The organism is Tildeniella sp. (assembly GCF_059505325.1).
Genome location: NZ_JCACKI010000009.1, coordinates 1 through 23,707, shown reverse-complemented (window position 1 = coordinate 23,707; position 23,707 = coordinate 1). Strand labels below are relative to the sequence as shown.

At 51.7% G+C, this 23,707-nt stretch carries 19 protein-coding genes and 1 pseudogene; 8 read left to right on the top strand and 12 right to left on the bottom strand.

Annotated features, from left to right (window positions below):
• Positions 1-118: 118 nt before the first annotated feature.
• Positions 119-373: a hypothetical protein gene (locus AC5JO6_RS04095; RefSeq protein ID WP_496079768.1), complete on the bottom strand. Its 255-nt coding sequence runs from the start codon at positions 371-373 to the stop codon at positions 119-121.
• A 623-nt stretch (positions 374-996) separates the two neighbouring features.
• Here AC5JO6_RS04095 and AC5JO6_RS04090 point away from each other — a divergent pair.
• Positions 997-1,539, top strand: coding sequence for an Hsp20/alpha crystallin family protein (locus tag AC5JO6_RS04090; protein WP_496079767.1), 543 nt, complete (start codon positions 997-999; stop codon positions 1,537-1,539).
• Between the two features lie 314 nt (positions 1,540-1,853).
• Entirely contained in the window at positions 1,854-3,767 is a 1,914-nt protein-coding gene (dnaK, locus tag AC5JO6_RS04085; protein WP_496079766.1) for a molecular chaperone DnaK, read from the top strand.
• Between the two features lie 128 nt (positions 3,768-3,895).
• On the opposite strand, the gene fghA is transcribed toward dnaK, so the two are convergent.
• Positions 3,896-4,744 (bottom strand): S-formylglutathione hydrolase, encoded by an 849-nt coding sequence (fghA, locus tag AC5JO6_RS04080; RefSeq protein WP_496079765.1) that lies wholly within the window; start codon positions 4,742-4,744, stop codon positions 3,896-3,898.
• A 193-nt stretch (positions 4,745-4,937) separates the two neighbouring features.
• Positions 4,938-5,117 (bottom strand): hypothetical protein, encoded by a 180-nt coding sequence (locus tag AC5JO6_RS04075; protein ID WP_496079764.1) that lies wholly within the window; start codon positions 5,115-5,117, stop codon positions 4,938-4,940.
• 390 nt (positions 5,118-5,507) lie between these two features.
• Here AC5JO6_RS04075 and AC5JO6_RS04070 point away from each other — a divergent pair, with 390 nt between their 5' ends.
• The 4 genes from AC5JO6_RS04070 (at position 5,508) to AC5JO6_RS04055 (ending at position 10,351) form a co-directional block, all read left to right on the top strand.
• Positions 5,508-6,005, top strand: a complete 498-nt coding sequence (locus tag AC5JO6_RS04070) for an HNH endonuclease (RefSeq protein WP_496079763.1) — start codon at positions 5,508-5,510, stop codon at positions 6,003-6,005.
• Between the two features lie 280 nt (positions 6,006-6,285).
• Complete coding sequence (locus AC5JO6_RS04065) at positions 6,286-7,584, top strand: DHH family phosphoesterase (protein ID WP_496079762.1); 1,299 nt, start codon at positions 6,286-6,288, stop codon at positions 7,582-7,584.
• A gap of 168 nt (positions 7,585-7,752) precedes the next feature.
• Positions 7,753-8,241: a phosphohistidine phosphatase SixA gene (gene sixA, locus AC5JO6_RS04060; protein ID WP_496079856.1), complete on the top strand. Its 489-nt coding sequence runs from the start codon at positions 7,753-7,755 to the stop codon at positions 8,239-8,241.
• A 457-nt stretch (positions 8,242-8,698) separates the two neighbouring features.
• On the top strand, positions 8,699-10,351 hold the full coding sequence (locus AC5JO6_RS04055; protein WP_496079761.1) for a sensor histidine kinase: 1,653 nt from the start codon (positions 8,699-8,701) through the stop codon (positions 10,349-10,351).
• Between the two features lie 394 nt (positions 10,352-10,745).
• On the opposite strand, the gene AC5JO6_RS04050 is transcribed toward AC5JO6_RS04055, so the two are convergent.
• The 4 genes and pseudogenes from AC5JO6_RS04050 to menH all read right to left on the bottom strand — a co-directional run bounded on the left by AC5JO6_RS04050 (position 10,746) and on the right by menH (position 13,493).
• Positions 10,746-10,928, bottom strand: a complete 183-nt coding sequence (locus AC5JO6_RS04050) for a CsbD family protein (RefSeq protein WP_496079760.1) — start codon at positions 10,926-10,928, stop codon at positions 10,746-10,748.
• A gap of 207 nt (positions 10,929-11,135) precedes the next feature.
• Positions 11,136-11,813 (bottom strand): hypothetical protein, encoded by a 678-nt coding sequence (locus AC5JO6_RS04045; protein ID WP_496079759.1) that lies wholly within the window; start codon positions 11,811-11,813, stop codon positions 11,136-11,138.
• 161 nt (positions 11,814-11,974) lie between these two features.
• Positions 11,975-12,520 (bottom strand): annotated as a pseudogene (locus tag AC5JO6_RS04040) (cyclic nucleotide-binding domain-containing protein); the annotation flags it as partial.
• 187 nt (positions 12,521-12,707) lie between these two features.
• On the bottom strand, positions 12,708-13,493 hold the full coding sequence (gene menH / locus AC5JO6_RS04035) for a 2-succinyl-6-hydroxy-2,4-cyclohexadiene-1-carboxylate synthase (protein ID WP_496079758.1): 786 nt from the start codon (positions 13,491-13,493) through the stop codon (positions 12,708-12,710).
• A 52-nt stretch (positions 13,494-13,545) separates the two neighbouring features.
• Between menH and AC5JO6_RS04030 the strand changes: the two genes are divergently transcribed.
• The gene (locus tag AC5JO6_RS04030) at positions 13,546-14,931 is read left to right on the top strand and encodes a cytochrome P450 (RefSeq protein ID WP_496079757.1); all 1,386 of its coding nucleotides are present in this window, start codon (positions 13,546-13,548) and stop codon (positions 14,929-14,931) included.
• A gap of 54 nt (positions 14,932-14,985) precedes the next feature.
• On the opposite strand, the gene AC5JO6_RS04025 is transcribed toward AC5JO6_RS04030, so the two are convergent.
• The 5 genes from AC5JO6_RS04025 to AC5JO6_RS04005 form a co-directional block, all read right to left on the bottom strand.
• Positions 14,986-15,408 (bottom strand): FHA domain-containing protein, encoded by a 423-nt coding sequence (locus AC5JO6_RS04025; protein WP_496079756.1) that lies wholly within the window; start codon positions 15,406-15,408, stop codon positions 14,986-14,988.
• Positions 15,409-15,693: 285 nt separating this feature from the next.
• Complete coding sequence (locus AC5JO6_RS04020) at positions 15,694-16,215, bottom strand: FHA domain-containing protein (RefSeq protein ID WP_496079755.1); 522 nt, start codon at positions 16,213-16,215, stop codon at positions 15,694-15,696.
• A 72-nt stretch (positions 16,216-16,287) separates the two neighbouring features.
• Positions 16,288-18,924 (bottom strand): heavy metal translocating P-type ATPase, encoded by a 2,637-nt coding sequence (locus AC5JO6_RS04015; RefSeq protein WP_496079855.1) that lies wholly within the window; start codon positions 18,922-18,924, stop codon positions 16,288-16,290.
• Between the two features lie 224 nt (positions 18,925-19,148).
• Positions 19,149-19,805 (bottom strand): hypothetical protein, encoded by a 657-nt coding sequence (locus AC5JO6_RS04010; protein ID WP_496079754.1) that lies wholly within the window; start codon positions 19,803-19,805, stop codon positions 19,149-19,151.
• A gap of 614 nt (positions 19,806-20,419) precedes the next feature.
• Entirely contained in the window at positions 20,420-21,934 is a 1,515-nt protein-coding gene (locus AC5JO6_RS04005) for a CPBP family intramembrane glutamic endopeptidase (protein ID WP_496079753.1), read from the bottom strand.
• Between the two features lie 180 nt (positions 21,935-22,114).
• Here AC5JO6_RS04005 and AC5JO6_RS04000 point away from each other — a divergent pair, with 180 nt between their 5' ends.
• Entirely contained in the window at positions 22,115-23,467 is a 1,353-nt protein-coding gene (locus AC5JO6_RS04000; RefSeq protein ID WP_496079854.1) for a histidine phosphatase family protein, read from the top strand.
• Positions 23,468-23,707 lie beyond the last annotated feature (240 nt).

Genomic DNA, 23,707 nt, shown 5'->3' with positions numbered 1-23,707 from the left:
CGCGATGAATGATAACACCTTCCCCTTAAAAGGTGATTGAGTAATGGTAGATGGTGCTCCTTTGCCGTCCTACCGTCCTCAAGCCAACATTCGGTAAGGGCGCGATCGGACTGCCAGACTATCGAAAGTCCTTGATATGCTCGATATAAACAGTAACGTTGGTTGGTTGTTGCCCTACTGGGTACAAATGCCATCGCACTTCTTTCACCCAATAAATTGATGCGTTAATCACCACAGTGTCACCAACGCGAGGGACATGCTCCAAACGAAACATCTCTGGATCACCGTGCTTCACACCCAAAAAGATAGCCGAAATCATGGTAATGCTAAACGGGTAAGGATGGCTGAAATCTCCTTGCAGCCTGAAGTTCATTGATTGACTAACCCGTGGAACGATGCAAGTATCTGCCGCAGAAGTTACCGTGCCGATTATTTCGTCAACGGCTTGGCTGCGTAGCTGCAAATGTATGAAAAAAGCCAGGGTACTTCCAGTCTACAAGGTTAGTTGTATGCTCTGAAAGCCTTGCATACAAGAAGTCATGCCTCTCCTTACCTAAATAGAACCACCTAAATCTGAGCAAGCAACAAGCAACAAACCTTCCGTCTTGGGCGCTTTCTAGAAACGAAATGCTCAAGCAACACCAATCTACCCTAAAGCAATACAGCTCACTCTGATGCGCGATCGATTACTTCGGAAAACCCACCCTAGACTACGGTTTGCCGAAGCAGAAGAAGGCACTAAGACACAGTTCTCAGTCGGTAACTACAACTGTGCTCTGGCGGTTTGCCCCAATGTTGTAACGCTCTGGCTGCCTTACATTAGATTCATTGGCGCTAACAGCAAAGCAACTGATTAAGTCATCGCTTTACTAACAGCATCGCCAGCTTTTTCTACCACTCTCTCAACTTTAGATGTTACAACGCTACAGATTTTCGCCTCGCGCAACACAGCGCCTTATTCCTCAAACCCCATCACTTTTAAGAGGTAATCCCGCTATGTCACTCATTCGTTGGCAACCCTGGCAAGAAGTCGAAACTTTAAGCCGTCAACTCGATCAATTGTTTGCTGATCTGCCCCCCGTCAGTCGTACTGCTTCCCCTGTTGCCAAAACCTGGACACCCGCGATCGAACTCAAAGCGATCGACGATGCCTTTGTGCTTCGCGCTGAACTCCCCGGCATTGATGCCAAAGACTTGGACATTCAAGTGACCCGCGAAGGCGTTTCTATCGCTGGTGAGTATCGTGCAGAAACCCAGCACGAAGACGGCAAGTTCTTCCGGTCTGAGTTTCGCTACGGCAGTTTCCGTCGTGTCGTTCCCTTACCCGTCGCTATTCAAAACGACCAGGTTAAAGCCGATTTCACCGATGGTATTTTGACACTGACCTTGCCTAAAGTGGTGAGCGATCGTCCTACAGTCGTCAAAGTCAACCTGACTGAAGCAGCCGCTGAACCAGCGCTAGAAGCTGCTTCTAAGGATGCTCCTAATGCAAGCAGCACCGCTCAAACTGATGACCTTTGGTCGGAAAAAGCAGCGTAAGAAACGTTAAAGGCTGAAGGCTGAAGGCTAAGAATTTTTAGTCTTTAGCTTACTCCTTCGGAGAAGCAAGCTACATCCTTTATATTTTTCTTCTCCAACCGTCCAACCGTAGGTTCGGTAAACACGCCTTCATTAGAGCATCAATCGCAATCAGTATAGAAGGAGTAGGAAGGCGCATTGTGCGTCATTCGGTGGCATCGGTAGCATCCTTGCTGACCGCTCGACTCTGAACCATCGCGCTTACCTGCTCTGGCTGACTGGCTAACGCCACCCCCTGTAATTATTTTCGTACATTTGATGGAGCCGAAGCACTCATGGCAAAAGTTGTTGGAATTGACTTAGGTACAACCAACTCGTGCGTCGCGGTGATGGAGGGTGGTAAGCCCACTGTCATTGCCAACGCCGAGGGCTTTCGTACCACCCCTTCTGTAGTCGCGTTCGCTAAGAATGGCGATCGTCTCGTTGGGCAGATCGCCAAGCGTCAGGCGGTGATGAACCCCGAAAACACCTTCTATTCGGTGAAGCGGTTTATCGGTCGTCGCTATGACGAAATCACGCACGAAGCAACCGAAGTTGCTTACAAAGTTTTGAACGTTAACAATAACGTCAAGCTAGATTGCCCCGCTGCTAGCAAGCAATATGCACCCGAAGAAATCTCCGCGCAAGTGTTGCGGAAACTGGTCGAAGATGCCAGCAAGTACCTGGGTGAAACAGTGACGCAGGCAGTGATCACTGTACCCGCTTACTTCAACGACTCGCAGCGTCAGGCAACCAAAGACGCAGGTAAAATTGCAGGCGTGGAAGTGCTGCGGATTATCAACGAGCCAACCGCTGCCTCCTTGGCGTATGGCTTGGATAAAAAAAGTAACGAAACGATCATCGTCTTTGACTTAGGTGGCGGTACGTTTGACGTATCCATCCTGGAAGTGGGCGATGGGGTCTTTGAAGTGCTATCGACCTCTGGCGACACCCACTTGGGCGGCGATGACTTCGACAAGAAGATCGTGGATTACCTGGCAGAAGAGTTCCGTAAGGCAGAAGGTATCGACCTGCGGAAAGACAAGCAGGCACTGCAACGCCTGACCGAAGCAGCAGAAAAGGCAAAGATCGAACTCTCCAGCGTCACTCAAGCGGAAGTAAACCTACCCTTCATCACCGCGACTCAGGACGGTCCCAAGCACCTGGACACCACGCTGACTCGCCAGAAGTTTGAAGAACTCTGCGCTGATCTGATCGATCGCTGCCGTATCCCCGTTGAGAATGCCCTGCGTGATGCCAAACTTGACAAAGGCAGCATTGAAGAAGTCGTGCTGGTCGGTGGTTCCACCCGGATTCCTGCTGTGCAAGACCTGGTGAAGCGCGTTCTCGGCAAAGAGCCAAATCAGACTGTAAACCCCGATGAAGTGGTTGCTGTCGGTGCTGCTGTACAAGCAGGTGTACTGTCTGGTGAAGTCAAAGACATTCTGTTGTTGGATGTTACTCCACTGTCTCTGGGTGTGGAAACCTTGGGCGGCGTGATGACCAAAATCATCCCACGCAACACGACCATTCCTACCAAGAAGTCGGAAGTCTTCTCAACAGCAGTAGATGGTCAGAGCAATGTGGAAATCCACATTCTCCAGGGTGAGCGCGAAATGGCGAACGACAACAAAGATTTGGGTGTCTTCCGTCTTGATGGCATTCCCTCTGCGCCTCGTGGTGTACCGCAAATCGAAGTCACTTTTGACATTGACGCGAACGGTATCCTCAACGTCACTGCTAAGGATAAGGGCACGGGCAAGGAGCAGTCGATCAGCATTACAGGTGCCTCGACCTTGCCGAAAGACGATGTGGAGCGCATGGTACGCGAAGCTGAGCAAAACGCCACGGCTGACAAAGAGCGGCGTGAGAAAATCGACCTGAAAAATCAGGCAGACTCGCTGACCTACCAGGCTGAGAAGCAAATCAATGAACTGGGCGACAAAGTACCCGAAGCGGACAAGACCAAAGTTGAAGGACTCATCAAGGATCTGCGTGATGCGATCGCCAAAGAAGACTTCGACCAAATCAAGACACTGACGGGCGAACTACAACAGTCGCTCTACAGCATCAGCAGCAACCTCTATCAGCAAGCAGGTGGCGATGCAGGTGCTCCTCCTCCGGGTGGTCCTGATATGGGTGGTCCGACCCCTCCCTCCAGTGGTGCAGACGATGACGTAATCGACGCTGACTTCACTGAATCTAAGTAGGTTTAGTGGCGATCGTTGCTAAGTTGACCGCTCCTTAACATCCAGGCTGATCGAGAACGCAAACGCTAATCGATCAGCTTTTTTGTGAGAACCAGATCCCCGACTTCTTCAAGAAGTCGGGGATCTCCCTAACGCCACAGAATCTCCGCGTGATGGCGAATGTGGTCTTCGATAAAGGTGGAGATGAAATAGTAGCTATGGTCATAGCCGTCTTGCATTCGTAGCGTTAGCGGTTGTCCTGCCTTAGCGCACGCTTGCTCAAACACTTCTGGCATCAGTTGCTTTTCGAGAAACGTATCTGCCATGCCCTGATCGATCAGGATAGGATGCTGGAGTTGAGTGGTGAGAACAAGTTCGCTGGCATCGTACGATCGCCACGCCTCCTGATTAACTCCAAGGTAATTAGTAAACGCCTTTTGTCCCCAGGGCACACGTATGGGCGCGACGATCGGCGCAAACGCAGACACCGATCGATACTGCTCTGGATTTCGTAGCGCACAGACTAACGCACCATGTCCGCCCATCGAATGCCCAAAGATCCCTTGTCGATCGGCTCTAACGGGAAAATTTGCCGCAACCAATGCAGGTAACTCTTGCGTGACGTAGCTATACATTTGGTAGTGCGATCGCCACGCCTCCTCTGTTGCATCGACATAGAATCCAGCTCCGGTGCCAAAATCCCAGTCGTCATCTTCGCCCGGAATGCCAGCACCACGCGGACTGGTATCCGGTGCGACAAGAATCACGTTGTACTTTGCCGCGAACGGTTGTGCGCCTGCTTTCGTCATGAAGTTCTCTTCCGTACAGGTCAACCCCGACAGAAAATACAGCACAGGTAGGGGTTCAGACTGCGATCGGGGTGGCAAGTAGACCGCGAACTTCATCGTCCCATTGCAGGCAGATGACGGATGGCTATAGAAACCAACGGTGCCGCCAAAGCAGCGAAATTGATTTACAAGGCTAGGTGGTTGAGACATAGTTCAATCAAGTACCGACTACTGGTAGTTTCAGGTCACTTGATCGCAATTTACACCAAACCAGGCTCCTCGACGACCAATACACTCTCTCCGTTTGACTCTACAAACTGTTCCACAGCAAACCCACAGCAACAATAAAGCCCACTTTTGCTGCAGGTGAGTAAAGTGGGCTTGTTCTGCTGGTTAAAGTTTCCTACGGTAGCTGATAACGCCAGTTGACGGCACGTGGTTGAAGTGTCGGGCGGCGTAGGCTTGGAGTTGGGCTATAGATCATTCCTGGAATTTGATGTCTCCAGTTGATTGCACGAGGAGACGCAAGTTTAGCGGGGGCAGGCGTGTACTCAAATTTTTGTGCGCCATAGATCAAGTTCATATGATTCACCGTATGTGTGGGGCATTTGTCTCTGAAAACCTAATAATCAATATAGCCGCCCGTTGTGAGGATTCATTGACAAAACGCGCAATTTGATTTCCAAGCCTGGAAAATTAACGCCAAAAAGTAGCGAGAATTGCAGTAATTCAATCAAACTCTCAGGTGAAAAGAAAGGTTAACCGATGCGGAGACGGAAAGTAGAGGATCACCGATCGTGGTGAGCAGGTAGAAAGCTAAGTCAATAGAAGGCATTGGCATCAAAACTTACGGCTCCTATGACTTCATAGCCTCAAGCTCCTCAGTCATCCCATTCTTGATCCCATTCACACCGATCCTCTACGTGTCACCTGTGTTACCATCTGTTAAACTCTTGTTTCAACAGAATCACACATGGGCAAGGTTCTGGTGCTGAATGCGTCCTACGAACCGCTCAACATTACGAGCTGGCGCAGGGCAGTGGTTTTGCTAATTAAAGGCAAAGCAGAGCAGGTTGAACACAACGGCAAGTACATCTATTCTGACTTTCCTCTGCCAACAGTGATTCGGCTGCGTCACTATGTCCGCGTTCCCTACAAAGAAATTCCGCTGACCCGCCGCAACCTCCTCCATCGCGATAGTCATTCCTGCCAGTACTGTGGCTACACGGGCGATGATCTCACACTGGATCATGTCATACCTCGATCGCGTGGTGGTGGCGATTCCTGGGAAAATATTGTCACTGCCTGTGTGCGTTGCAATGTCAAGAAAGGCAATCGCACACCCAAAGAAGCCAACATGCTGCTTCAATTTGCACCCCGCAAACCCTACAGCGGTCTTTATTTTGAAGTCACCAAACATCTTAAGAATGGAGTGAATCAAGAGTGGCGTAAATACGTGATTGGTATTTAAGCGTTTGTACTGGGAGCAGAGCGAATGCTGAGCTGGAAAACACTCTAGTAACCAGTCGTGAATTTGCAGTCATTCACCATCGGTCACAAGCCCGCTCAATCTGCCAGACGATCGTCTGGCAGACGATCGTCTATAGAAGCAGAAATATAGCGTTTGGCTTATGACGTTTAGCGTTTTTTTTGCGAAGATCGAAGTAGTCTCGATCGCTTTACTCCCTCTGCTTGTGAGAGTGGTAAGACGATCGCACAGAAGCTCAGCTTCATCCACCTTTTAACCAAACATGCACGATTCGCCTCCTTCCCTTGACAATCTGGTGATGCTCACAGAAGCACACCCGCTCACGGTCGCTGCAATGCCGAACGGGGTTGAGCAGATTGCCTCACCACCAACCGTAATATCCCCTCAGCAGCCACTGCCACAACAGTCAGTGCAGCCCTTTGGCTACGATATTCCTCGTTCTTCCGAGCAAATTCATAAGGTAGAAGCCTTTCGGCAGACGTTGGAGCGGCACCGAGGCGATCGACACCTGCTGGTACTTCAGGATTTTCCTGACCCTGATGCGCTTTCGTCTGCCTGGACTTACAAGCTCATCGCTCAGAAGTACGACATCCAGTGCGACATGGTTTACGCAGGCACTCTCAGTCACCAAGAAAACATTGCGCTGGTCAAGCTAACCAACTTGCCTGTGCAGCGCCAAACACCGCAAACCCTGAAAAGCCGGGATCTATCAAAATATCAGGGCTGCGCTCTTTTAGACAATCAGGGAACCACCAGCCAACTGTTACCGTCTGTGTTGCAGGCTGGCATTCCTATTACGGTTGTTATTGATCATCACAGTATGCAGGGAGACATCAACGCCGAGTTTGTGGATATTCGTCCCTACACTCGCGCTACCGCAACCATCCTGACGCAGTATCTCCAGGCTGGGTTGCTCAAGCTTGACAGCAACACCAGCGAGCATGTGAAGTGTGCAACGGCGCTGATGCACGGCTTACGATCGGATACGAACGCGTTAAGACAGGCTGGGGAAGAGGATTTTCTGGCTGCTGCCTACTTGAGCCGTTTTTATGACGCTCAGTTGCTCAATGCCGTCCTGCAATCATCCCGATCGCGCCAGGTCATGGATGTCATTGAGCGAGCGCTCAAAAATCGCATTGTGCAAAACAACTTTTCGATCGCGGGTGTCGGTTATCTGCGCTACGACGATCGGGATGCGATTCCCCAGGCAGCGGACTTTCTCGTGACCGAAGAAAACGTCCACACGGCAGTTGTCTACGGCATTGTTCACGATGAAGACGAAGAATTGGAGGTCGTCATTGGCTCCTTACGCACCAACAAGCTAACGCTAGACCCTGATGAATTTATCAAAGAATCGTTCGGGCAGGATGCTCAAGGGCGTTTCTTCGGGGGCGGTCGATCGCAGGCAGGCGGCTTTGAAATTCCCCTCGGCTTCCTCTCCGGTTTTACTGAAAGCTCTGAATACGCCAAGATGAAATGGGGTGTCTTCGATGCTCAAGTGAAACAAAAGCTGCTGCGATTGGTTAACCCAGACCAGCACTATCCCAATGGGGTGAGTTAAGCAGAAAAGAAAGGATGAACGATAAAGGCTAAAGGATAAAAACTATGCCTGTTGTCTGTTGCAGATGACCCGCTTTACATGCCTTTGCCACTTGAGAAACAAGATTTTATAGCAGTTTGAGCCATTTTCTTAGCCTTCATCCTTTATCCTTTAGCTTTTATGTCATCCATTGATCTTTATCTCATTCGTCATGGCATTGCTGGGGAGCATGGCAGCTATGCCAACGATGATGAGCGTCCACTCACTGCTGAAGGCAAGCAAAAGACACGACAGGTTGCACAACGCCTTCATGCATTGACGTTACGGTTTGACTTGATTCTGACCAGTCCACTGGTACGGGCGCGGCAGACAGCAGACATTTTGCTGGAGGCAATGTTATCACAGACGGTGCAAGTGTCTTCGCATCTCGCTCCTGGTGGCAAGCTGGAGGAATGGCTAGAGTGGTTGCAGGATGGGCGATCGCCAGACGCTACTACCCTTGCTTTAGTTGGGCACGAACCGAATCTAAGCACCTGGGCAGAAACGCTCGTGTGGGGTGAAGCAAGAGGTGCTTTGAGCCTGAAAAAAGCGGGTGTCATTGGGTTGGCGTTACCTGAGCAGTCTCTTGTGGGCAACAGCACTTTATTTTGGCTGACCCCGCCCCGTTTTTTACGGTAAGTCCGGCTTCTACTGTAAGACGGTAGAGCAAACCAAGCCAGCAATTGATGGCACTCGAAGAAGACCGTGTTCTGAAAATATAGCTGTCGCCAAGACGCTAGGACATTGGGATCAAAAGGGGGTGGAGGCGTTGCCCCCAGCCAGCTTTCGACCTGAGCGCTCAAGCCAAAGGGGGTTTCACCCCTGCATTCCGTCCTAACAAATATGGCTGCGGCTATAAAAGAGTCAAAGCAGCAAGGTGGTGCGGCAGGGCATTAAGTGAGGAGTGAGAAGTGAATTTTGCCTTCTGACCTCTCTCCCCTTACTCCTCTTCCCTCACCTCTACCTCACCGGACATCGTCACCTCATCGGTTCGGTTCCACGACTCCACTTTGAGCAATAATCTAGATACCGTCATAGTAGGAGTTATGAGGAGGGGTATCCTAACGGCGGGTATCCCTAAGTGGAAGTGAACTTTGTGCCTAAGTGGTTACTGCCAACGTTAAGTGAAATTCTGGCGCTGAACGATCCGACCTGGATGGGTCAGTTTGAGCCGTTACCGTCTCGATCGAGCGAAACGGAGTCGCTTGGACACTACCGCTCAAACCGCTCGGCACTACAGCGAGTAAGGGCAGAGCGTGAGTGGACTGGGGCGATCGCCGCTCTTAACATCCTGCTGCAAAAAGCTGTAGTCATGGCGGAAGCGACCGACCCACAACAAGCGACACATGGGTTTGTTCTGTCAGGTCCGCTGCCAGTCCTTAGCGACCCTGCATTAATCTGCAATTTTGCGACCTGGTCACTGACCGCCAACCCGTTACACGTTGCCGCATGGCTACCGCTACAACTGCTCCCCGCGATCGAAAAAACAGTCGTGACAGGCTTAGACGCAACCACTTCAGATCCAACGGCTTCAGATGCAACCGTTTCAGAGAAACCAATCACGTCTGCTTTACCCCTACTGCCTGGTGACCCCTTGGCAGCAGAGCAATTCTGCCTGGTATTAACGCCTCAATTCAGCCTGGTCTTGGTCTTAGGAGAATCGCTACAGAGCGCGCCTTCGTTTATGTTTTCGTTTGTACCAGAAGTGGTACAGCAAGCGTGGAACGCGATTCGCCCCCGTATTTTGCTCATGAATGCTGACCAGATCGAACAGTTGGATGCCTTAGCGGAGCAATTTGTACCTGTAGCACCTGACTACGCAACGGTGATGCAATTCAGTCGTTTGATGCTGGCACATCTGCCAGAACCGCTGGAAGAAATACGTCCTGAAAAAGCTGACGGTCAGCACAATATCGCGTCTAAGCAAGAAGTGGTAAAGCACGGTCAAGCATCGCCAAAGCGCAGAGACGCGACAACGCAAGCTCTGATTGACTCAACACCGTATCCTCCGCTGCCTTCGCCTCACCCTACCACTCCAGATGTTGAACTCTTACAGGCACTTGCCCACGAGATTCGCACACCTCTCACGACCATTCGTACCCTCACGCGATCGCTGCTCAAGCGTACGGATCTCCCTCCCGATGCGTTGAAGCGTCTGAGCATTATCGATCGTGAATGCAGCGAACAAATCGATCGCTTTGGCTTAATCTTTCGGGCTGTTGAACTACAAACGTCGCCCGCTCACCACGACAAGATGTCGCTGACACGCACATCGCTGGCGCAGATGTTCCAGCAAAGCATTCCCCGTTGGCAGCAGCAGGCGAGCCAGCGACAGCTCACTCTAGATGTTGTGCTTCCACCCCAGATGCCGACTGTTGTTAGCGATCCGACGATGCTAGACCAGGTCCTTACCAGCCTTATTGAACGCTTCACACGTAGCCTTCCGGGCGGTAGTCATATTCAAGTCGAAGTGATGCTGGCGGGCGATCAACTTAAGGTGCAGCTCCAATCCGAGCCAGATGCAGCGGTTGCCGCTCGACAGCATCACCGACCCCTGCTGCGATCGCTCGGACAGCTACTCATGTTTCAACCAGAGACGGGCAGCCTTAGCCTTAATCTCGCTGTGACAAAAAGCCTCTTTCAAGCATTGGGTGGCAAGCTCGTCGTGCGCGATCGACCGCAGCAAGGCGAGGTGATGACGGTATTTTTACCGCTAGAAGCAAGCAGTATAGAAATGCTGGATGTGTGACGCGATCGCTTTAACCAAGACCCCCAACTGTTTAAGAAAGTAGGGTCTTTAGAGGATGTTTGAAAAGTCCAATTCTTTGTAGCGTTGGCGGCTGGAGTCGCGGTTTTAATTGCCAGATTACTTTGAAGACAACCTCTTAGGATTGCTGGAGAAGAATGATTAAGCATTTGAAGGTCATCTAAAACCTATTCGATGACTAAAGTATTCGACGACTAAAACGCGACTGCGAAAATGCCTGGATTGAGGTTCTGATTTCACTCCAACAGTCTCTCAAAGTGACTGGTTACGGCAGTTTTTTATCATTGGTCGTATCTGCTTATCAACAAAAAGTCTAGGCAATCTGTTGCTGCCTAGACTTTCAGTTAATAAGCCTGAACGATGATTACGTCATGCTCTAGTCAATGACTTTCTTAACGTTATCTTTCACATCTTCGACGGTATGCCGACCTTCCGCTTCTGCTTGCTTTGCCTGCCCTTCAGCTTTGGTTTGAGGATCGCCAGTGACATCGCCAACTGCTTCTTGAATTTTGCCTTCAATGTTTTTAGCAGTTGCCTTAACTCTATCTTCTAGACTCATGATGATCTCCTTGGTTAATGTTAGAAAAATGCCGTTGGCTTCAGGAGACTGTGTTGTTCGCCTCACTATCTCAGCACACTAATAATTTACCAGGGGTGACTGGTTCTACTGTCCCTCTCTGGAGATAAATAAACATCATTCAGACAAACCGAAAGAGAGAGCATCGGAGATTGCATCCCGCTACTGTAGCTTTTTAACCAGGCAACATTAACGCAATGCCAACGGAGAGTTTAGCGTCAACGTGAGGTCAGTATTGGGGTTAACTACCACTACATCCGCTCGTTTTTTGCCAAAGATCAACCCGCCTAAAGCACCCGCTCCGCCCCCAATCAAGATTTTGCCAAGAGTGATGCGTTTTTTGCCTGTGACTCCAGAAATGATTGTGGCAGCACCAGCACCGATCGCAGCCCCCTTCAAAACCGCATCTGTATTCGTGCCAGGAACAATCTCCTGTGTTTTGGTCACAACCTCAGATGTCGCATCAATTGGCACCACTGTTCCGTCCGTCAAGGTGATCTCTTGACCATAAAACTGGGAGCCACCATCTACAGGTCTGAGTTCGCCTCTAATCTGGCTACCCGATCGCACCAGGATTTCACCAGAAGAAGAACGAATATTTCTAGCAAGCAGCAGCGTTAGAGGGCTGGTTTCGGTGGGCGAGACCACGACCTTTTCAGCGCCATCGTAGCGAATCGGCAGCCTTGTGCCCGCTGGAATCTCAACCCGACGGGGAGACTGTTGCGAAGGAAAGAGCTGCGCCACGGTATAAGGAGCCGGGTTAGCAGTGGCGCTAGTGGCGATCGTCAGCGGTGCGATCGCGCTTGAACCCATACCCAAAGCAAGTACAAGAGCCGTCTTAGACTGCCATCGACTAAAGTTAACCATAAGGGATCACCCCAAAATATGTGTGCCGGATGCTTTCTAGACTCGGTGAGAAATTAAAAGGTTCCAGAGGGGAGTGGGGAGTAGGGAGTAGGGAGTGGGGAGTGGGGAGTGAAGTAGAAGATGTAAGGTTTGTGATATCCACTTTAGCCTTTAGCCTCCTTCTACCGTCCCTTCAGCCGTCTCAGCAGCCAGTCAAGCCGAGTTTCCGCCAGAGCCACGTTGTCTTTTGCATCCCGCGTCAGGTCATCTCTCGTCAGGTCGGTCATTTCAAACTGGTTGTTGCTGCCATAGCCGAGTTGATTGACGGTTACACGCAGTCGATTGGAAAGAAAAATAGCGAGCGCGCGATAAAACCGGGAAGCAAAGCCGACATCTTGACGAAGTTTGGTCGCAAGCTGTTCTCTTGGGAGAGAGAGGACGAGTGATAGTTGGGTCGCAGTAACGGTTGCAGAGGGCGGACGCGTGTCGATGAACGACATTTCGCCAACGACATCACCACTGGTCAGTTTGGCAATTTCACGATCGCCCATTGCCGCAACTGAAACGCTTAGCGTCCCTTCCAGCAAAATATAGAGAGTGTCGATCGGTTGCCCTTCGTGAATCAGCACTGTTCCGGCAAGAACGTCTTGTCGAACGGCTGTTTCAATTACCCAGTCAATGTCATCGTCATCCAGTTCGCCCAGGATGAACAGAACTTTCTTCATGCGTTTGCGCTCTGCCTCATGCTACCAGGATAGTCTGTTCGTCCGGAGACACCCTGATCTGTTTACCGTTGTACTCGAAGATGAGACTGGCTGGATCGGCGCTAACGCAAAATTCTTAAGAAGCTTGCTCAAGGCTAGATTTATCTGTAAGTAAACTTCATAAAGCGGTACTATTCACCATGCAAGTCAATCACCGCAAGAATGCTTGTACAGCTTGTGCAAATGCTGCTGCGTCCTCAAGATGGATGGCGTGACCGCAGCCAGGAATGACGTGTAGTTGAGCCGCTGAGCAGACAGCAGTCATCGCTTGATTAAGTGTGCAAAACTTGCGATCGTCCCCTCCCACCAGTAGTAAAAGCGGTTGCGCGTGCCGTTGCAGCGGTTCCCAAAGTGAGGGTTGCAAGCCTGTACTCAGAAAGCGCAGTGCTTTTGCTAGCTCCGACGGACGATTGCGCGATCGCTGCTCTTGGATTTGAAGAAAAGCAGAATGGTGTCGCAACGTCTGAAATAACGGTTGGCTGTACCAATCGGACAGAAAGGAGGAAAAATCGGCTTCAAGCTGCTCTGCCAGGTTGCGATCGTGCTGTAGTCGTGCCCTCCGTTCCGCCTCGGTTCGCAAACCAGGGGACGCGGACTCTAGCACCACTTTAGGAAAACGTTGGGGAAAGTGCAGTGCCAGATAGAGTGCCAAGCGCCCACCCATTGAGTAGCCGACGAGAAAGCAGCGAGAAAGCTGCAATTCATCCAGCCAGGACACGATCGCGCTGGCAGTTTGAGGCATGGTGTAGAGATCAGCTTCACCGTTCACCACCGTCTGCCCATGACCAGGCAAATCAACGGCGAGACAGCAAAATTGGTTGACCAGGTGGGCGATCGCCCTGTCAAAATCGGCACCACTGCCCAGAAAACCATGCAAAAATAGCACCACTGGCAACTCACGACTGCCGTGAGAAACATAATGAAACTGATACCCCATTATTCGTTCTTACCTTTAGCCTTTAGTCCTTAGCCTCTTACCTTCGATCGCGATGAGTTTGATCCACCTACCAGAGGGTTCGTCTACGCCCTCACTCCTGCAAACGCTGGCGCTGGTTTCAGACCCGATCGGTTTTTTGGATCGCTGCGCCCAGCGCTATGGTGATACGTTTACGACGCGTGTGTTGGGTTGGCAGTCGCCACCTGTCGTCTTTTTTGGCGATCCAGCCGCGATCGCGCAGATTTTTACGGCTCCCAGTGGTCGGTTTGAGTTGGGCAAAGTAACCCACGTGTTTCGACCGCTTACAGGCGATCGGTCTCTTATTATGCTGGATGGCGATCGACACCAGCGGCAACGGCAGCTTTTGATGCCACCGCTACATGGCGATCGAATGCGAACCTACGGTCAACTCATCTGTGACATTACCCGCCAGGTCATAGCCGACTGGACGCTGCATCAACCGTTCTCCATTCGAGTCTCCACGTCCGAAATCTCCCTTCAGGTGATCTTGCGCGTTGTCTTCGGCATGACTCCGGGGAGTCGGTATCAGCAGCTCAAGCAACTGCTGCATTCCCTATTAGAATCCATTACCTCGTCCCTTTACTCCAGTCAATTTTTCTTCCCGTTGTTGCAGCAAAATTTGGGGCGTTGGAGTCCGTGGGGCGCGTTTTTGCGACAGCAGCAGCAAATTGATGCGCTGGTCTATGCCGAAATTCAAGAGCGTCGGGCAAAGTTTGATCCATCCCGTGAGGATGTGCTGACGCTGCTGCTATCTGCCCGTGATGAAGTGGGGCAAGGAATGACCGATGAGGAATTGCGCGATCAGTTGATGACGCTGTTACTGTTAGGGCACGAAACGACCGCATCAGCTCTGTCATGGGCATTTTATTGGGTGCATGAAGAGCGATCGGTGCTAGAGCAACTGCGGCACGAGCTAGAAACAGTGGGCACCGAAGCAGACCCCGATCGCCTGGCACAACTGCCCTACCTCACTGCCGTTTGCAAAGAGTCGCTGCGGATTTACCCGATCGCCCTGATTTCCCAACCGCGCAAGGTTAAAGAAGCGATAGAAATTGGGAACCACACCTTCAACCCTGGCACAATTCTGATTCCTTGCATCTATCTGGCACATCGTCGCGCTCAAACTTATCCCAACCCAGAGCAGTTTCAGCCAGACCGTTTTCTCCACCAAAAATTTTCTCCCTCCGAGTTTATGCCCTTTGGCGGCGGGGCACGGAGTTGCATTGGTGCGGCATTTTCGCTGTATGAGATGAAGCTAGTGCTGGCAACCGTTCTGTCCTGCTATGACCTGGTGGCGACAACGCAGGGAACCGTTAAACCATCACGGCGCGGCATTACCTTTGTCCCGTCTCAAAATTTTCGGCTCAGCGCGATCGCCCAACGCAGCCATATCAGTATGGTAAAAGCTGGCGTTTGAAGTACAGTCTGCGTAGCGATCGACCGATTGACTCAATCAGTTAAGGTCGATTGGCTAATCCTCTGGATCGCCGATCATGTTGGGGCTAATCAGCGTGATGTCAAATTCATCGGGAGGCACTGTCATAATCGCGTCTCGTTTCAGCAAATAATAGATCGCACGCACTTGCGGTCCAAAGACAACCTCATCCTCATTTTGCAGATCGTGCGCTTGAAGCTTGCGCCCATTCACTAGCAGACCATTGGCGCTGGACTTGCCTTTAAGATTACCGTCCACGATGCGGTAATAGTAGGTGCCATTATCGTTAAGAAGCTGTACCAGTGTGGCATGACGGCGTGAAACAAATTGAGAAACGAGGCGAATATCGCATTTTGGGTCTCTGCCGATCGAATAGACGGGACCATCCAGGACAAATTCGCGCCGTCCTTTGTCGTCTTCAATAATCAGCAAATGGTTTTGATGCGGTTCTGAAGGCATTGAACAATACGTGACGTGATTGAGTCGAAGTGGTGGTTGAGTCGGATCACTGACCGTTAAGCAAATTCACTCTACTTCCAGCCAGCTTAGTCGATGCAAGGCGATAATCAGCAGTTCGTAACAAACTTGACAGACCTGATTTTGCCATCATAACGTCTGCAGTAAAACTCATGACAAGCAGCCGCCAATCAGAGTATGCCCCAATTGTCAAGCAAAAGACTAAACGCGTTTAGTCTAGCCTCTACGAAGGTTTCATCAAGGCTTGCTATTGCCTATGCCCAGCAATCAGTCGGGGAGGCGCTTGCGTCTTAACTTCAAGAGGGATCGACGTGGCTGTTGCCTCTGCAAAGAAGCGGGTAAGTTCAGCGATCGGCGCTTCTGCCTGCTTGCATCAGTGTCACTGATCATCCCTGGGCTAATCAACGTAATGTCAAATTCGTCACAGGGCACAGTGACAACGGCATCACGCTGACACAGATAGTAAATAGCGCGTACTTGCGGTCCAAAGACAACCTCGTCTTCATTTTGCAAGTTGTGCTTGCGAAGACGATACCCATTCACTAGAAACCCGTTTGAGCTTCGTCTGCCTTCCAAATCGCCGTCAACAATGCGGTAGCTGAAAGTGCCATCGCCATTTGGCAAACGCAACAAAGTAGCATGGCGGCGGGAGACAAACAAAGACTCCAGGCAAATATCGCAGGTTGGATCTCTGCCGATCGCGTACTCGGACTCTTCCAGCACGACGCTGCGCCGTCCATTATCGTCTTCAACGATCAGCAAGTGGCTTTGGTGAGGTTCTGAGGACATGAGACCCTAGAAAGCTGTTGGTTTACTTGATACAGACAATGCAGACACAAGCTTTACCGAGGCTACAACAAACTACCTGGCGGTTCCAGGTCGCTTCAATGCAGGAAAGGTGAGATACAGCAACAGGGAATTGGTCACGACACTAACGGAACTAAATGCCATCATAGCGCCTGCCGCCGCCGGACTGAGCAAAAAATTAGCCGTTGGCAATAACAATCCCGCTGCCAGAGGGATACCCAAAATATTGTAAACGAACGCCCAGAAAAGGTTCTGACGGATTTTGTTGAACGTTGCCTTGCTCAACCGCATGGACTCCACCACATCAGTCAGCCGATCGCGCATGAGGATAATGCCTGCCGTTTCCACAGCGACATCAGTGCCAGAGTGCATGGCAATCCCAACATCTGCTTGAGCCAGGGCTGGCGAGTCGTTGATGCCATCGCCAACCATCGCAATCTTGTGCCCCTGCGCTTGCAGTTGAGCGATCGCCTGTGCTTTGCCATCAGGTAGCCTGTTCGCCAGAATGTTCTCTGGCTCGAGTTGCAGCGGTTGAGTGATCGCAGCGGCTGTCTCAGGTCGATCGCCCGTCAGCAGCATGACCTTAAGACCCATCTGCTTCAAGGCGGCAATGGCTTCGACAGCATCCAGTCGAAGGGTATCTGTCACCGCGATTAGCCCTACCAGACGACCATTCACGGCTACATACACAACTGTCTTGCCAACGTCAAGTAAGTCTTGCATTCCTGCCGCATCGTTAGCCAACACACCGTTCTGTGCCAGCCACTCTTGAGTGCCGATCGCAACGGATACCGTCTCCGTAGCTGCCTCTGTTGGCACGGTCACGATCGCTGCAACACCCAACCCTGGTGCGGTAACAAAGTCTCTCGCAGGCAATAACGAAAGCGCTTCCTGCTGTGCCTGCTGCTGAATTGCGATCGCCAGCGGATGGCGTGTGCCGCTCTCGACGCTGGCAGCCAGTTGGAGGAGGAGTGAGGGGGTGAGGGAGGAAGGGAGGGGGTGAGGGGGTGAGGGGGTGAGGGGGTGATGAGCGATTTCGAGTTGATCCTGACCGCTGACTGCTGACCGCTGACCGCTGACCGCTGACCCATCGCTTTCAAGCAAAATACAGTCTGTCACAACGGGCTTACCTGTAGTGAGCGTACCCGTTTTGTCAAAAATAATCGTGTCTAGCTGGTGGACGCGCTCTAAGATATCGCCACCGCGAATGAGTAATCCCCGTTCTGCACCAATGCCGGAGCCAACGAGAATGGCGGTAGGTGTAGCAAGACCAAGGGCGCAAGGGCAAGCCACGACGAGAACCGCGATCGCGAGTTTGAGGCTGAGAACTAAGGGTGAGGAGTGAGGGGTGAGGGGTGAGGAGTGAGCCATTGTGTGCCCAGCGCTCATTGCCCAGTGCCCAGTCTGCATCAGAGCGTCGCCCCAAAGGTGACTGCCGATGAAGTACCAGAACAGGAAGGTAAGCGCCGCGATCGCCATCACTCCATAAGTGAAGTAGCCAGCGACGGTATCTGCCAGGTTTTGAATGGGTGCCTTGCGGGTTTGAGCGGCTTCTACCAGGGCAATAATTTGTGCCAGCGTGGTTTCGTTGCCAGTACGGGTCGCACGGAGGGCGATCGTGCCCGTCTGGTTCAACGTTCCTGCTGTGACCAAATCTCCAGGCTGCTTCAAAACGGGCAGCGGCTCACCCGTTAGCATCGACTCGTCCACAGTCGTTTGCCCGATCACCACTTCGCCATCAACGGGAATTTTGTCTCCTGGCAACACTTGCAGCCATTCGCCTAAACGGACGCGATCGGCAGGAATTTCGATGCAGTCTGAGGTGTGGGGTGTGGGGTGTGGGGTGTGGGGTGTGGGGTGTGGGGTGTGGGGCTTGTGAACGTTCTCCCCCTGCTCCCCCTGCTCCCCCCTCACCTTCATCAACCGCGCCACGGTTGGTTGGAGCGCTAGCAACGTTTGAAACGCGCTGGCAGCACGATTTTTCGCTTGCTGTTCCAGGGTGCGACCGAGCAAGATGAAGCCAACGAGCATGACAGGTTCATCAAAGAAGCACTCCCAACCCAATTGCGGCACGAGTAAGGCGATCAGGCTGGTGAGGTAGGCAGTCAGCGTCCCCATGCTGACCAGCGTATTCATGTTAGGGGCGTTGCGTCGCAGTCCGCGCCAGCCATCAACGAGCATCGATCGCCCCGGTACCAAAAGTGCAACCGTTGCCAGACCGCAGTGGAACCAAATGTTCGTTAAACCCAGGCTCGTTAGACCGGGAACACTGAATCCACTCATCTGGTCGAGGTGTCCGATGCCAGAGAGAAGGAGGAGCAGTGTTGCGATCGCCAACCGCCAAAGCTGACGCTGCGCCTCTACACGCCGCAGTGTTTGAAGATCCAGGCGATCGCTTGTTTGTGAGTCCACCTCATCAAGATCACGCGCAGACAAGCGAAGCTGAGCCGGAAAGCCTGCTTCGGTTAATGCCGCTGCTAAAACCGATGGTTCGAGGGTGTCGCTCTCATACTCAACGGTTGCCACTTCTGTTGCCAGGTTTACCGTTGCCGTCACGACTCCTTGACACTGTTTCAATGCCTGCTCGACGGTTCGCACGCAGCCAGCGCATTGCATCCCAGTGACATCAAGGGTGGCATTTTCTAGAGTGGGTGCAGCGATCGCTTGGGTTGGGCGATCGATCGCTGACAGGGTTAGTTTCGTAGCGTCTAAAACCAATGGGACTTCCACAAGGATCTACAGGGTTCTTTCTTGAGAGTAGATGAAGTGGAAGGTGATTGGTCAAAAAACATCAACTTTCTTTAAGCCAACTGACGCATTTTGACCAAACCCTCGGAGGTTTAAGCGACTGGCTTGGTGACGATGCCTGGTTAAAACCTCCGAGGTTTGCATAGGTTCTAGATTGTCATCAGCCTCTAAAGATCAGAGCTAGTAGACGGTAAGCCGACAATATCCGCGTAGGCTGCCGCGATCGCGCCCACCGAAAGTGGAATGGTGACCAGCAAGCCAACCCCTAAAAGCAAAGCACCAGCAAAGTTGATTAATACCAGGACAAACGCAAAGCCGAAGAAGGAAAACCAATTTTTGGAAATCAGCTTGCGGCTAAACTCCATTGCATCCCAGAAGTTCATCTTTTTTTCGAGCACCAGCGGCAGTGCAAAGGTGTAGGCAACCGCCAGATAAATGCCAGGAATAATCAACAGCAGGAAACCCAGACCGATCAGCACTCCAGAAACCAGGCTTACCAGAAACAACGGCAGGTAATTGTTAAAGCCTCTAAAGAAATCACCAAACGCTGTTTCGCGGTGACGCAATACTTTGAATGCAACAATCAAAAAGCCTGCGTTCAGAGGACCAGAGATTAAGAGACTAATCAGCGAGCCAACGGGAGAGGCAGATTCATTGATTTTTGCCAGTGCGATGTTGATGAGAAATAAGACGATCGTAAAGCCAACAAAGCCGCCAGCATTCTTTTTGAAGGTTTCCCAACCGCTGCCAACGTACTCTCCAATCTTGACTGTGTAGCTTTTTTGAAGCAGACCTTCCAGACTATTTGATCCGTAGCTCTCCATTGCTGATATCTCCAAAATGTACAAGTGATGCTCTTTTTCAACCAACACTAAAAATAGCTTTTAGAATGTTGTACACGTCAGTTTCCAAGCAAGCTAACGCAAACTAGCTTAAATCCATCATTAATTTACTCGTCGAAATTGTTAAATGGAGGAATTCCCAGAAAACTTAACTCAATTAATGTTCGTCAGAAACAACTTTTAGAGACAACTGATGTCGAAGGCAGCTCTCAAGCTAGTGAAAGGCAGGAGCGTGTCCTGTCGTCACTGAGATGGAGCTTTCAGGGGTTGTGATGGTTACCGCTGTCGCTTAACACATCCTACAAAAGCTGAGATGGAGTGATTCGATCGCCTCTTTTGTCGATCGCAGCTATTGTCACGCCATAACAAGCTTGAACAGTAGTTCAGCACCTGCAAGGAGCAATCAGGACAATCCACTCAGTATTGAGTGCCAAATGGACTAACGGTTGCAACATCAGCGGCACCAGGTGAGCCAGATGACGCAAGTTGAGCCATCTGCGCCTGCTGGATGCACTTAGTAATCACCCATTGCTGACGTAACCAACAGTAGAATGCCTGTAGTTAACAAAAGTTTATCTTTACCTCAAATTTTGTGGCTACTGTGAGCTGCTGCCCAACACATACAGGCTCAGCAATGTGCCACTGTTCCATAAGCTGTGTAGCAGCATGGACGAGAGAAGATTGCGCGATCGCGAGTAGACAAAGCCCAGCACCATCCCCAATACCATGAGTGGCAACACTTCTGAAAGGCTGAGGTGTGCCAGGGCAAAAATAAAGCTGCTGAGGGTAATTGCGCCCCAAACGGGCATGTAGCGGGTCAGAGAAGGCAGCAAAAAGCCACGAAACAGAATTTCTTCAAAAATGGGCGCGGCGATCGCGGCGGTCACGCAAAAGATCGCAAAAGCGACCTGATCTTTACCTTCCAGGGCGATCGGCAAGATGGGATTGCTGCCGCCTTGCCCCTGCCAAATTTTTTGGTTCAGCAACGAGATCAAAATCACCAGTGGCAGCGCTGCGAAATAGCCACCGATGCCCCACAGCACCCATCTGCTCCGCAGCTTGACCTGAAACCAGCCCTCGGGAAGCGGTAAGAATGCTCTGATCGAAACGTACAGCACCATCAAGCCACCAGCAGCCAGCAGCAAGTAGTTCGCCAGGATGTAGAAGGCTCTGGCACGTTCACTTAACCCGGCAGGGTTAAAGCCCGATGCCTGCTGCAATATGCCCAGCACCAGCGGCAGTAGAATTTGTCCGACCAGGAAAAAGCCGAAAATTAAGACCTGCCAGACGATTTCCCCATCCCAGGGCACTGTCCAGGGTGCGATGCTCTCTGGTGCAAGGAGGGATTGCTTACGGCGCACTACCCACTGACCGGCGAGGAAGAGCAGGATGATCACACCAATAAAGCCACTAACGGTAGGAATGCCGCCCACGATCGCCAGATTGGTTAATGCCCGTTCTGCCGTCTCCTGTTGTGCTGCCCGCAGTTCTGTCAGCGCCTCTGGTCGTTGTTGGAGTTGGTAAAGCTTGACGAGCGATCGATAGCGAAACCAGCTATCCAGATTTTGCTTCAGTGACGGTTCTGCATCAGGCAAGAGTTGTGGGGGATCGCTCCAGAGTCCTACCAGCACACCAGCCGTTTTGCTTAAGGGTTCCAGACTGGCGTTACCGTCGGTTTGCTGAATGGCATCTGCCCATTTTTTTTGTGCGTTGGCAACCTGCCCCTGCTCCACCTGAAGGACACCCAGCCTTAGATCGAGTTCAGTCCTCAAGCGCTCTAGTGTCGGCACCGATGCCTTTAGTGAAGGATCGGCAGTCGGCGAGGCAAGCAACACCTGAGTCCGTTCCAGATTTTTTTGTGTAGCCTGCCGCAGCTCTTCGTACTGCTTCGTCGCACCCTTGACGGGTTCACCGCCAATGATCCCCTTCCGAACTGACACCAAACCTGGATCATCGCCCTGCCATTCCGTTGCCTGTAGCACCAGGTTGGTTTGGTACAGCTCTAGCCGACTCTGGAACTGGGGTTGACTCCAGCTTGCCAGCAAATCTTGACCGATGAGGGCGATCGCCAAGATCGTCAAGATCACCAACACTACCCGCTTAATGGTCATGAACTCTCCAAACATAGCTATCAGCCGTCAGCTATCAGCCAGCAGCTACAGCACGACTAGAACCACTGCACTGTAAACAAGAATCATAGATCCCGTAGAACGATTGTCGCTTAGATAGGGCAAAGGCTGTGCGCCAGACGGGGTAAAATTCTTCAGGAGCACTCACTGGAGGACAAACCTCTGACTACCCGCATCATCCTCGTCCGCCACGGCGAGAGTAGCTTTAACGTTGAACGACGAGTGCAGGGTCACGGCGACAAATCTACCCTCACCGAAACTGGGCAACTGTCTGCCGATCGCGTGGGCATCGCCCTGAGCGATCTTGCCTTTGATGCGGTGTATTGCAGTCCGCTACGACGGGCAAAGGATACTGCCGATCGCATTTTGGTTCGCTTGAAGCAACCACCTGCAAAACCCCTGCAAACCACGGACAACCTGAAGGAAATCAACCTGACCGCGTGGGAAGGCAGACTGTTTAAGGACATTGCCGAGCAAGACCCAGAGGGCTACCGTGACTGGCAAACCCAGCCGCACAAGCTCAAGATGCCCATGTCTGAAGTGGCTGGAGCGGCGGACTATTACCCGGTGCCAGCGCTGTTTGAGCAAGCCGCTACCTTTTGGCGAGAAATTCTACCGCATCATGTAGGGCAAACTGTTCTGTTGGTTGCCCACAGCGGCATTAATCGGGCGTTGATTAGCACCGCGATCGGGCTGTCGAGCGATCGCTACCAGTCGGTGCATCAGTCCAACTGCGGCATCAGCGTTTTGAACTTTGCAGGCGGCTTTGGGGAAGCGGTACAAATCGAGTCGCTCAACCTGACTGCTCATTTGGACGAGCCGTTACCAAAGCCTAGAAAAGGACAGCAGGGAGCGCGCTTTCTGCTGGTGCGTCACGGCGAAACGGATTGGAATCGTGAAAAGCGGTTTCAGGGTCAAATCGACGTACCGCTGAACGAAAATGGACGCGCACAGTCGCTACAGGCGGCTGAGTTTCTCAAAGCGATCCCCATTCATTACGCCGTCACTAGCCCGATGCTGCGTCCGAAAGAAACTGCTGAGATTATTCTCCAACACCATCCCAATGTGCCGTTGGCGTTGGAGGACAACCTGAAAGAGATCAGCCATGGGCTTTGGGAAGGCAAGCTAGAAGCAGAGATTGAAGCGGGGTATCCCGGTACGCTGCACCAATGGCAACGATCGCCCGAAACGGTGCAGATGCCTGATGGCGAAAACCTCCAACAAGTATGGGATCGTGCGATCGCAGCGTGGGACAGCATTGTGCAAACCGCTGCCAGCCGCCCCGACCCAGGAACCACTCTGGTCGTTGCCCACGACGCAGTGAATAAGGCAATTCTCTGCTATGTCCTCGGTCTTGGAGCAGAGCATTTCTGGAACTTCAAGCAGGGCAACGGAGCCGTGAGCGTCATCGACTATGCCCAAACGTCTGCTATCCAGCCTGTTCTGATGGCGATGAATATTACCGTTCACCTGTCGGGCAGTATTTTCGACAAGACGGCGGCGGGGGCGCTTTAAGAGAGGAGGCGGAGGGCAGAAGGCGGAGGGCAGAAGGCAGAGGGCAGAAGGCGGAGGGCAGAAGGCAGAAGCTAATACACCTCACACCTCACACCTCACTTCCGCGAAGAGGTAGAGGGCAGAAAGTAAAAGATAAAGGTACTCTCTCCAAGCTTGGCTGTCCGACCTCTAAGCTCAACTGTCCAAGTCTAAAGCTCACTCGTCTGAGTCTAAAGCTCACTCGTCTGAGTCTAAAGCTCA

What these genes read in the sequence shown, in the direction of transcription:
- AC5JO6_RS04095 (WP_496079768.1), bottom strand. Translation starts at nt 373, where the DNA reads ATGAACTTCAGGCTGCAAGGAGATTTCAGCCATCCTTACCCGTTTAGC.
- AC5JO6_RS04090 (WP_496079767.1), top strand. Translation starts at nt 997, where the DNA reads ATGTCACTCATTCGTTGGCAACCCTGGCAAGAAGTCGAAACTTTAAGC.
- dnaK (WP_496079766.1), top strand. Translation starts at nt 1,854, where the DNA reads ATGGCAAAAGTTGTTGGAATTGACTTAGGTACAACCAACTCGTGCGTC.
- fghA (WP_496079765.1), bottom strand. Translation starts at nt 4,744, where the DNA reads ATGTCTCAACCACCTAGCCTTGTAAATCAATTTCGCTGCTTTGGCGGC.
- AC5JO6_RS04075 (WP_496079764.1), bottom strand. Translation starts at nt 5,117, where the DNA reads ATGAACTTGATCTATGGCGCACAAAAATTTGAGTACACGCCTGCCCCC.
- AC5JO6_RS04070 (WP_496079763.1), top strand. Translation starts at nt 5,508, where the DNA reads ATGGGCAAGGTTCTGGTGCTGAATGCGTCCTACGAACCGCTCAACATT.
- AC5JO6_RS04065 (WP_496079762.1), top strand. Translation starts at nt 6,286, where the DNA reads ATGCACGATTCGCCTCCTTCCCTTGACAATCTGGTGATGCTCACAGAA.
- AC5JO6_RS04050 (WP_496079760.1), bottom strand. Translation starts at nt 10,928, where the DNA reads ATGAGTCTAGAAGATAGAGTTAAGGCAACTGCTAAAAACATTGAAGGC.
- AC5JO6_RS04045 (WP_496079759.1), bottom strand. Translation starts at nt 11,813, where the DNA reads ATGGTTAACTTTAGTCGATGGCAGTCTAAGACGGCTCTTGTACTTGCT.
- menH (WP_496079758.1), bottom strand. Translation starts at nt 13,493, where the DNA reads ATGGGGTATCAGTTTCATTATGTTTCTCACGGCAGTCGTGAGTTGCCA.
- AC5JO6_RS04030 (WP_496079757.1), top strand. Translation starts at nt 13,546, where the DNA reads ATGAGTTTGATCCACCTACCAGAGGGTTCGTCTACGCCCTCACTCCTG.
- AC5JO6_RS04025 (WP_496079756.1), bottom strand. Translation starts at nt 15,408, where the DNA reads ATGCCTTCAGAACCGCATCAAAACCATTTGCTGATTATTGAAGACGAC.
- AC5JO6_RS04020 (WP_496079755.1), bottom strand. Translation starts at nt 16,215, where the DNA reads ATGTCCTCAGAACCTCACCAAAGCCACTTGCTGATCGTTGAAGACGAT.
- AC5JO6_RS04010 (WP_496079754.1), bottom strand. Translation starts at nt 19,805, where the DNA reads ATGGAGAGCTACGGATCAAATAGTCTGGAAGGTCTGCTTCAAAAAAGC.
- AC5JO6_RS04005 (WP_496079753.1), bottom strand. Translation starts at nt 21,934, where the DNA reads ATGACCATTAAGCGGGTAGTGTTGGTGATCTTGACGATCTTGGCGATC.